The sequence below is a fragment of the Streptomyces sp. NPDC093795 genome (assembly GCF_044764665.1).
GTDB lineage: Bacteria > Actinomycetota > Actinomycetes > Streptomycetales > Streptomycetaceae > Streptomyces.
This window is the reverse complement of record NZ_JBIWIO010000006.1, coordinates 1-9558: the sequence shown is the minus strand read 5'-3', so window position 1 is coordinate 9558 and position 9558 is coordinate 1. Positions and strand designations below refer to the sequence as shown.

9 protein-coding genes and 1 rRNA gene are annotated in these 9558 nt (G+C 72.1%); 7 read left to right on the top strand and 3 right to left on the bottom strand.

What is annotated here, in order from left to right:
- Nucleotides 1-227: 227 nt before the first annotated feature.
- Nucleotides 228-2387, bottom strand: coding sequence for a PQQ-binding-like beta-propeller repeat protein (locus ACIRB7_RS17430; protein ID WP_403598901.1), 2160 nt, complete (start codon nucleotides 2385-2387; stop codon nucleotides 228-230).
- Nucleotides 2388-2544: 157 nt separating this feature from the next.
- Here ACIRB7_RS17430 and ACIRB7_RS17425 point away from each other — a divergent pair, with 157 nt between their 5' ends.
- The 5 genes from ACIRB7_RS17425 to proC all read left to right on the top strand — a co-directional run bounded on the left by ACIRB7_RS17425 (nucleotide 2545) and on the right by proC (nucleotide 6048).
- On the top strand, nucleotides 2545-2844 hold the full coding sequence (locus tag ACIRB7_RS17425; RefSeq protein ID WP_403598898.1) for an SH3 domain-containing protein: 300 nt from the start codon (nucleotides 2545-2547) through the stop codon (nucleotides 2842-2844).
- Between the two features lie 35 nt (nucleotides 2845-2879).
- Entirely contained in the window at nucleotides 2880-3395 is a 516-nt protein-coding gene (locus ACIRB7_RS17420; RefSeq protein WP_403598895.1) for a hypothetical protein, read from the top strand.
- A gap of 158 nt (nucleotides 3396-3553) precedes the next feature.
- Nucleotides 3554-4369 carry an ABC transporter ATP-binding protein gene (locus ACIRB7_RS17415; RefSeq protein ID WP_403598892.1) on the top strand — a complete coding sequence of 272 codons (816 nt, stop codon included), beginning with the start codon at nucleotides 3554-3556 and terminating at the stop codon, nucleotides 4367-4369.
- 47 nt (nucleotides 4370-4416) lie between these two features.
- Nucleotides 4417-5154 (top strand): ABC transporter permease, encoded by a 738-nt coding sequence (locus ACIRB7_RS17410; RefSeq protein WP_403598890.1) that lies wholly within the window; start codon nucleotides 4417-4419, stop codon nucleotides 5152-5154.
- A gap of 84 nt (nucleotides 5155-5238) precedes the next feature.
- Nucleotides 5239-6048 carry a pyrroline-5-carboxylate reductase gene (proC, locus tag ACIRB7_RS17405; RefSeq protein WP_189803333.1) on the top strand — a complete coding sequence of 270 codons (810 nt, stop codon included), beginning with the start codon at nucleotides 5239-5241 and terminating at the stop codon, nucleotides 6046-6048.
- 16 nt (nucleotides 6049-6064) lie between these two features.
- Here proC and ACIRB7_RS17400 read toward each other — a convergent pair whose 3' ends face one another.
- Nucleotides 6065-6661 carry a cysteine hydrolase family protein gene (locus tag ACIRB7_RS17400; RefSeq protein ID WP_403598887.1) on the bottom strand — a complete coding sequence of 199 codons (597 nt, stop codon included), beginning with the start codon at nucleotides 6659-6661 and terminating at the stop codon, nucleotides 6065-6067.
- Between the two features lie 45 nt (nucleotides 6662-6706).
- Between ACIRB7_RS17400 and ACIRB7_RS17395 the strand changes: the two genes are divergently transcribed.
- Entirely contained in the window at nucleotides 6707-7756 is a 1050-nt protein-coding gene (locus tag ACIRB7_RS17395; RefSeq protein ID WP_403598884.1) for a GlxA family transcriptional regulator, read from the top strand.
- Here ACIRB7_RS17395 and trpS read toward each other — a convergent pair.
- Nucleotides 7723-8721 (bottom strand): tryptophan--tRNA ligase, encoded by a 999-nt coding sequence (trpS, locus tag ACIRB7_RS17390; protein WP_403598881.1) that lies wholly within the window; start codon nucleotides 8719-8721, stop codon nucleotides 7723-7725. The genes ACIRB7_RS17395 and trpS overlap by 34 nt on opposite strands.
- Before the next feature lie 761 nt (nucleotides 8722-9482).
- Here trpS and ACIRB7_RS17385 point away from each other — a divergent pair.
- Nucleotides 9483-9558 (top strand): 16S ribosomal RNA (locus ACIRB7_RS17385); the annotation flags it as partial.

Below are 9558 nucleotides of genomic sequence, written 5' to 3'. Positions count from 1 at the left end.
GGGGGGGGGGCCCCCCCCCCCCCCCGGGGGCCCCGGGGGGGGGGCCCCCCGGGGGGCCCCCCCCCCCCCCCCCCCCCCCGGGGGGGGGGGGGCCGCCCCCCCCCCCCCCCCCCCCCCCGCCGCTGTGTTTCCTCCGGTACGCGCACGGGCACGCGCGCGTGGATCACGTACGGGCTACGCGCACGCGTGGAGCACGTGGAGCACGTGGAGCACGTGGAGCACGTGGATCACCAGGACGCCGGGTCGCGCGCGTCCACCGCGAAGACGGAGCCGTCAGGGGCCGTCCCGAACACCCGGTCCCCGACGACCAGCGGCGGCGGCACCAGGGACGCGTATCCGAGGCGTCCGTTGAGGAGCCGCGGCCGGGTCTGGCCGACCATCGCCCCGCGTACGGTGTCGACGGCGAGCAGCCGCCCGTCCTGGACGGAGAGGTACAGCCGGTCGCCCGGACCGACGACGGGCACGGAGACGTTCCCGGCGCCCGTCTCCAGCTCCCACAGCACCCGTCCCTTCGGCGCCGCGGTGTCGACGGCGGTGAGGTGCCCGTTCGCGTCGAGCACGTGGGCGACGGTGCCGCGCACGGCGACGCCCCGGACGTCGATCCGGTGCGGCAGGGCGACCCGGCGTACGGCGCCGTTGTCCGGGTCGAGGAGGACGAGGGCGTCGACCAGCGTCCCCTGGTAGCGGGAGCCGAGGAGCAGCGTTCCGTCGCCGGTGCGGCCCAGCGGGTCGAGGTCACCGTCCAGGTTCCGCTGCCAGGCCATCTCACCGGTCCGGGGGTGGATTCCGCCGACCCGCGTGCGCGTTCCGTCGGCCGAGGCCTCGGCGACGGTGAGCAGCCCCGACGGGGCGTCGTACGGTCCCGGGAGCGGGACCCCGAAGCCGGCCAGGCCGTGCCGCCAGAGCTCCTTCCCGCTACGGCTGTCGACGGCCCGGAGCCCGCCCCGCCCGTCGGACAGGACGACGGCGGTACCGGCAGGGCGGTACAGCTCGGGAAGCTCCGACACGGCCGCCCAGCCGGGTGCGCCGTCGGCAGCCGCGTACGCCCGCGGCGGTCCCGTCGGAGCGGCGGCGCCGATCAGACCGTCCGCGAGGAGGAAGGGCGCGAGCGGGGTCTCCGCCTTGACCGGCGCCGTCCGCGACCAGAGCACGCGCCCCGTCACGGGGTCGAGGCGGGCGAGCTCGACGCTCCGGGCCGAGCAGTACAGCGCGCCCCCGGCGTGGGCGCACGCGGGCGCGACCGTGGGGCCGTGCTTCTGGAGCGTGGTCTGCCAGCCGGCGAAGGCGGTGGCCACCTCGGCCGGGCGGGTGGGGGTCTCGCGGCCGCCGGGCGCCGAGGGACTCAGGGCCGCGTACAACCCGGCCCCGGTCAACGCGAGCGCGGCGGCGACGGCGATCGGCAGACGCGGCCGCCCGAGCCGGGGGCCCCGGCGGCGCGGGGGAGCGGCGGGGGCCCGTACCGGCGTGTCGGCGTCCCACGCGGGCGCGGGACCGGGGTCGAGGTCTCCCCCCGGGAGCGAGGGCCGCCGGCGTTGCGCCGGTATGAACGCCTCCGCCGCGTACGACGGCGGCAGTAGCGCCGACATGATCTGGCCCGGAGTGGGCCGGTCGGCGGGCTCCTTGGCGAGGCAGCGCGCGACGAGCGGCGCCAGCTCCGGGGGCACGCCCGTCAGATCCGGCTCGTCGTGGACGACCTGGTACGCCACGATGTACGGGCTGTCGGAGTCGAAGGGCCCGTGCCCGGTCGCCGCGTGGACGAGGACCGAGCCGAGGGCGAAGACGTCGGCGGCGGGCCCGACCTCGCGGGGCCGCTGGAACTGCTCGGGCGCCATGAACGGCGGCGAGCCGATGAGCTTGCCCGTCTCGGTCCGCAGATCGCTGTCGACCGGCCGGGAGATGCCGAAGTCGATGACCTTGGGGCCGGTGTCGGTGAGCAGCACGTTGCTGGGCTTGAGATCGCGGTGGACGACACCGGCGCGGTGGATGTCGCGCAGCGCCTCCGCGAGCCCGGCGGTGAGCCGGCGCATCTCGGCCGGGGCCAGCGGGCCGTTCCGCTTCACCTGATCGGCGAGTGTGGGCCCGGGGATGTAGAGGGTGGCCATCCAGGGGCGTACGGCATCGGGGTCGGCGTCGACGACCGGCGCCGTGAAGGCTCCGCTGACCCGGCGGGCGGCGGCGACCTCCTGGCGGAAACGCGCCCTGAACTCGGGGTCCTCCGCATACCGTGCGTGCACGACCTTCACCGCGAGCCGCAGCCCCGAGGCCGAGGCCGCGAGGTGTACGACGCCCATGCCGCCGGCGCCCAGACATGCCTGGAGACGGTAGCCGCCCGCGTATTCGGGCCCCTCCGCTTCCCGGTCGGCACCGGTACCGCGCAACGGCGGCATCGCCCACCCCCGTGTGATTCCCCGTCACCTCGCGCGCACCTGCGCGACCCGACGGAGCCTAGTCCATGGCACCCGCGATGTCGGTGGGGCTTGCTAGCCTGCGCGTCGCGGAGAGTGAAACTCTGTGGAGCGCTTTTGCGCCAAGGGGGAGGACACCATGGGTACGGACGAGAAGAACACCGCGGGGGACACCGTGACCGCACTGAGCGCGAAGCGCTACGCGGTCGCGCCGGGCTACCGGGTCAACGTGCGCTCGGGCCCGAGCACCCAGTACCCGGTCGTCCGGGTGCTGCCGCTGGACACCACGGTGGCGATCCACTGCCAGAAGTACGGCGAGTGGATCAGCGGCCCGTACGGCACCACGCGGATCTGGGACAACATAGCGCCGGGCGAGTACATCTCCGACGCGTACGTGCGCACGGGCAGCGACGGCTTCGTCGCCCCGCGCTGCGCCTGAGTCTCTCCTCCGTTGCCCCAGGGATAATCGATCCCGTGAGCGACGACGAGCAGACCCCCAGCACGACCGGCGGCACCCCCGCCGGTCCCCAGGCCGAGGAGATCCGTTTCTTCGGCACGACCTGGGTCGACCACAGCGGCCACTACGCGCTGCGCCGCGCCGGCCTGGCCGCAGGCTCGCTCGCCGCCGCCGTCGCGGCCTGCCTCGTGCTGCGCTTCGCCTACGAGGGCCTGCAGATCGCCGACATCGGCGGCATCGTCAACATGCTGGTCGTCGTCATGTTCGCGGTCTGCAGCGCCATCGCCTTCCGCAAGACCTGGGAGAGCTTCCTCCGCCGGCCCACCGACCCGGCCCGCGAGGACTCCCTGCGCAGCCTCAAGACGATCGGCTTCATCGGCTCGCTCCTCGCGTACTGCGCCCGCTGCCTCGTCGAGGCCCCCGGCGAGAAGCTGCGCCGCGCGGAGTACGAGAAGGCCCGCGAGCAGTTCGAGAAGCGCCGCGGCACCCGCACGGGCAACCCGGCCGCCCGCAAGAAGCCCAAGCGCCGCTAGGAGCCCCCGCCCCACCGCCGCCGGTTGTGGGCATCTGTTCCGCAAGGGCGGAACGGGTGGGCACAACCACCCACGGCCCGCAGCCGTGCCCCCTGCCTACTCCCTCGGCGCCGCCCAGATGCTTGACCCCCGGCACCCCCAGGCGCATTATTCATCACATGATGAATTACCCGGCGGGTAAGCCCGCCGACCCCGCACCCCCCGCCATCGCCGCCCACAACCTCACCGCCCTCCGCGGCGACCGCACCGTCCTGCGCGGCCTCGACTTCACCGTCCCCGCCGGCCGGATCACCGGCCTCCTCGGCCCCTCCGGCTGCGGCAAATCCACCCTCATGCGCGCCATCGTCGGCACCCAGGCCAAGGTCGACGGCACCCTCCAGGTCCTCGGCCACCCCGCCGGCGACCCCACCCTCCGCTCCCGCATCGGCTACGTCACCCAGGCCCCCTCCGTCTACGACGACCTCACCGTCCGCCAGAACCTCGACTACTTCGCCGCCGTACTGCTCCCCGGCCGCGCCCACCGCCACGAGCGCCGCACCACCGTCGACCGGGCCATCGACGACGTCGACCTCGCCTCGCACACCGACTCCCTGGCCGGCCGGCTCTCCGGCGGCCAGCGCAGCCGGGTCTCCCTCGCCGTCGCCCTCCTCGGCACCCCCGAACTCCTCGTCCTCGACGAACCCACCGTCGGCCTCGACCCCGTCCTCCGCCGCGACCTGTGGAACCTCTTCCACCAGATCGCCGCCGACCGCGGCACGACCCTCCTCGTCTCCTCGCACGTCATGGACGAGGCCGAACGCTGCCACCGGCTCCTCCTCATGCGCGAGGGCGAGATCCTCGCCGACGACACCCCCGAAGCCCTCCGCCGCCGCAACGACACCGCCACCGTCGAAGAGGCCTTCCTCTACCTGGTCGACGCCGCCACCGCCCGAGCGGCACACCCCCGAACCCCCCAAGAAGCACCCCGGCCATGAGCAGCCCGCGCCATGAGCTGCCCGCACCCCCCAAGAGGAGCCCGGTCATGAGCAGCGCCCGCACCCTCGCCACCGCCGCCCGCGTCCTGCGTCAGCTGCGCCACGACCCGCGCTCGATCGCCCTGATGCTCCTCGTCCCCTGCCTCATGCTCTTCCTGCTCCGCTACGTCTTCGACGGAAGCCCCGACACCTTCGACAACATCGGAGCCTCGCTGCTCGGCATCTTCCCCCTCATCACGATGTTCCTGGTGACCTCCATCGCCACCCTTCGCGAACGCACCTCCGGCACCCTGGAACGCCTCCTCGCCATGCCCCTCGGCAAGGCCGACCTCATCGCCGGCTACGCCCTCGCCTTCGGCCTCCTCGCCGTCGTCCAGTCCACCCTCGCCACCGGCCTCGCCGTCTGGTTCCTCGGCCTCGACGTCATCGGCTCCCCCTGGCTCCTCCTCCTGGTCGCCCTCCTCGACGCCCTCCTCGGCACCGCCCTCGGCCTTTTCGTCTCCGCCTTCGCCGCCTCCGAGTTCCAAGCCGTCCAGTTCATGCCGGCGGTGATCTTTCCCCAGCTGCTGCTCTGCGGCCTCTTCACCCCGCGCGACCGGATGGCCCCCGCCCTCGAAGCGATCTCCGACGTCCTCCCGATGTCGTACGCCGTCGACGGCATGAACCAGGTCCTCCGCCACCCCGACATCACCGGCGACTTCGTCCGCGACACCCTCGTCGTCGGGGGCTGCGCCCTCCTCGTCCTCGCCCTCGGCGCGGCCACCCTCCGCCGCCGCACCGCGTGACCGCCCCTCGGACGCCTGCACACCACGCGGCCCACCGGTGCGAGGATGACGACACGTACCCCCTCCGGCGAGGTGAACAGAGCCATGACCCAGACCGTCGCAGTCCTCGGCACCGGCAAGATCGGTGAAGCGCTCCTCAGCGGCATGATCCGCGCCGGCTGGCGCCCCGCGAACCTCCTGGTCACCGCCCGCCGCGCCGAACGCGCCGAGGAACTCCGCACCCGCTACGGCGTCGAGACCGTCACCAACGCCGAGGCCGCCAAGCGCGCCGACACCCTCATCCTGGCCGTCAAGCCCCAGGACATGGGTCGCCTCCTCGACGAACTCGCCCCCCACGTCGCCGCCGACCGCCTGGTCATCAGCGCCGCCGCCGGCATCCCCACCTCCTTCATCGAGGACCGCCTCACCACCGGCACCCCCGTCGTCCGCGTCATGCCCAACACCCCCGTCCTCGTCGACGAGGGGATGTCCGTCATCTCGGCCGGCAGCCACGCCACCCCCGAGCACCTCGCCCACACCGAGGAGATCTTCGGCGGCGTCGGCAAGACCCTCCGCGTCCCCGAGTCCCAGCAGGACGCCGCCACCGCCCTCTCCGGCTCAGGCCCCGCGTACTTCTACTTCCTCGTCGAGGCCATGACCGACGCCGGCATCCTCCTCGGCCTGCCCCGCGCCCAGGCCCACGACCTCATCGTCCAGGCCGCCATCGGCGCCGCCGTGATGCTCCGCGACAGCGGCGAACACCCGGTCAAGCTCCGCGAAGCCGTCACCTCCCCGGCCGGCACCACCATCAGCGCCATCCGCGAGCTCGAGAACCACGGCGTCCGCGCCGCCCTCATCGCCGCCCTCGAAGCCGCCCGCGACCGCAGCCGCGAACTCGCCTCCGGCAACAGCTGACGCCCCCCCGCCGGGGTCACCGGACCCCGGCGGACGCCCCCTTCACGACCTCCTCCGTCGACACGACCTCCGCGAACCCTCCCCCGTGCAGGGACACAGCCGTCGCCCGCGTCAGCTCATCCGCGCTCCGCGACCACCCGAACGGCCCCTCGAGGTCGAAGGTGTGCATCGCGTCCAGCGGGAACACCACCTTGTACCCGAGGTTCCCGCCCATCCGGGCCGTCGTCTCGTTGCACATGTTCGTCTGGATCCCGACGATCACGATCTGCGCGATGTCCTGTCCACTCAGCCACCCGTCGAGCGACGGCTCCCCGTAGAAGGCCGAGTTCACGGTCTTCGTCACGAGCAGCTCCGGCCCCCTGCCCTTCCCGCGCCGCTCCTCGACGAAGTCCTTGAACGCGTTCCCCACGTACCCCGTCCGCAGCGGCGAACGAGAGCCCTCCTGCGAGTCGTGCCGCACGAAGACGACCGGCCGCCCCGTCTCCTGCCACAGGTCGATCAGAGCCGCGATGTTCTTCTCCGCGGCCGGATTGTTCCGCTGCCCCCAGAACTCCTCCTCGAAGCCCTTCTGTACGTCGACGACAACCAGCGCTGCGTTCTGTGCGATCTCCATACCCACGATCCTTCCCCGGGCCCGGCCGCTCTCCCAGAAGAACAAATGACAGCGATCGATGCTTTACTGCCACACGTGCCGCCCACACCCTCCCCGGGGCCCCGCCCCCAACGCATCGCCCTCCTCTCCTTCCCCGGCGTCCGCGCCTTCGACATCTCCGTCATCACCGAGGTCTGGGGCAGCGACCGCACACCCCGAGGCGTCCCTCCCTTCGAACTCCGCAGGGCCGCAGCCGACCCGCACACCCCCATCCCCCTGCGCGGCGGCCTCACCCTCGCCCCCGACACCCCACTCACCTGGCTCGACGACCTCACCCCCACCGACCTGGTCCTCGTCCCCGGCATCGAAGACCCCGACGCCGACCTCCCGGACCCCGTCCTCGACGCCCTCCGCCGCGCCCACACCGCCGGCATCCCGGTCGCCTCGCTCTGCGCCGGCGCCTTCGTCCTCGCCCGCGCCGGACTCCTCGACGGCCGCCGCGCCGTCACCCACTGGCACCTCGCCAGGACCCTGGCCACCCGCCACCCGGAGATCCAGGTCGAACCCGACGCCCTCTTCGTCGAGGACACCGGCATCTGGACCTCCGCCGGCACCGCCGCAGGCATCGACCTGTGCCTCCACCTCGTCCGCACCGCCCACGGAGCCGAGGCCGCCGCCGCCATCGCCCGCGCGATGGTCACCGCCCCCTTCCGCACCGGCACCCAGGCCCAATTCATCGAGCACCCCACCCCCCGCGCCGACCGCGACGCCGACGCGATGGCCGCCGTCCGCGCCCATGCCCTCGCCCACCTCGACGAGCCCCACACCGTCGCGACCCTCGCCGCCCGAGCAGGAATGTCCCCCCGCTCCTTCGCCCGCCACTTCCAGGCCACCACCGGAACCACCCCCCTGCACTGGCTCATCGGCCAGCGCGTCGCCGCCGCCCAGAAACTCCTCGAACTCACCGACCACCCCCTTCCCGAGGTGGCCCGCCGCGCGGGCTTCGGCAGCGAGGTCACGATGCGCCAGCACTTCGCCTCGCACCTCGCCACCAGCCCACGCGACTACCGAAACGCGTTCCGTCACCCGGCAGGCAACAGCCCGATCGCGCCATAGGCCCGGTCCACCAGCGGCCGCGCCATCCCCCGGGCCCGATCGGCCCCGTCCCTTAGCACCTGGTCCACGAAGCCGGGGTCCGCCGCGAGCTCGGCATGCCGCTCCCGCAGGGGCCTCAGCAGTTCGACGACCGCCTCCGCCGTGTCCTTCTTCAACGATCCGTACGTTTCATATACACCGGCCAGCGCCTCGGGGTTCCCACCCGTCGAGGCCGCCAGCAGATCGAGCAGATTCGCGACGCCCGGCCTACCCTCCCGGTCGTACTCCACGTCCCGCCCGCTGTCGGTCACGGCCCGCATGATCTTCCGCCGCACGGTCTCCGCGTCGTCGAGCAGATAGACGATCCCGGCCCCGTTCGCATGCGACTTCCCCATCTTCGACGTGGGGTCCTGAAGGTCCATGACCCGCGCCGCCACCTCGGGCCGCGTCGCCCTCGGCACCGTGAACGTGTGCCCGTACCGCTGGTTGAACCGCACCGCCAGATCACGGGTCAGCTCCACGTGCTGCGTCTGGTCCTCACCCACGGGCACCTCGTCGGCCCCGTACGCCAGGATGTCCGCCGCCATCAGCACCGGATACGTCAGCAGGGACAGCCGCGCACCCTGCCCCGCCGCCCGCGCCTGGACGCTCTTCTCCTTGTACTGGATCATCCTCCGCAGCTCGCCGGCCGTGGCCGTGCACTCCAGCAGGTACGACAGCCGTGTGTGCTCGTCCACATGGCTCTGCACGAACAAGGTGCACAGCTTCGGATCGAGCCCCGCGGCGAGCAGCAGCGTGGCCGCCTGCCGACTGAGCCGCCGCACCCGCGCCGGATCGTGCTCCACGGTCAGCGCATGCAGGTCCACGACGCTGAACAGGGCCTCAGCCCGATGCTGATCCGTCTCGACCCACCGTCGGACGGCCCCGAGGTAGTTGCCCAGCGTCAGGTGCCCGCTCGGCTTGACCCCGCTGAAGATCCTCGTCATCGCGTTCGTTCTCCCTCTTCTCCAGAGCACCGACCCGACGGCCGGCTCCCGGAGGGGGATACGCGAACGGCCGCCGAGGCGGCGGCCGCGTGGTGCATGCGCGAGTGCGGGCCGCCGGTCAGGCGACCCACCACTGGGTGGTGTGCGCACGCGTAGTCATGGGCCGAGCGTGAGCCCGGGGGGCCGGGGTTGACACGGGATTGACCGATCCGTAAGGTTCTCCGAGTTGTCCGACGTGAGCACCGACCCCGGTCGGCCCCGGACAGCCATCCCGCAAGACCCACAGAAGCTGACGGTGCTTTGTCGTGCCGTTCTGCTTTCCGTGCGTTTTTGCGAAATGAGGAATCCGCGTTCGAACCTGAGCGCAGCCGCCCGATTAGCGTCGGAGGCAGGGAATCCGCTAAAGTCTCACTCGTCGGAACGGCCCAACAGCCGGAAAGACAAATCCCGCTGACTGGGAATCAGGCGCCGAAAGGATCTGATAGAGTCGGAAACGCAAGACCGAAGGGAAGCCCGGAGGAAAGCCCGAGAGGGTGAGTACAAAGGAAGCGTCCGTTCCTTGAGAACTCAACAGCGTGCCAAAAATCAACGCCAGATTAGTTGATACCCCGTCCATCTTCGGATGGCGAGGTTCCTTTGAAAGTCCTGCCGGCCCTTGTGGTGGGTAGGCAACATACACAGCGAGGACGCTGTGGACAGTCGGCCTTATTCCGGCCTGACTGTCCCGCTCAACGCGAGTGTCACCCGATTACGGGTAAACATTCACGGAGAGTTTGATCCTGGCTCAGGACGAACGCTGGCGGCGTGCTTAACACATGCAAGTCGAACGATGAAGCC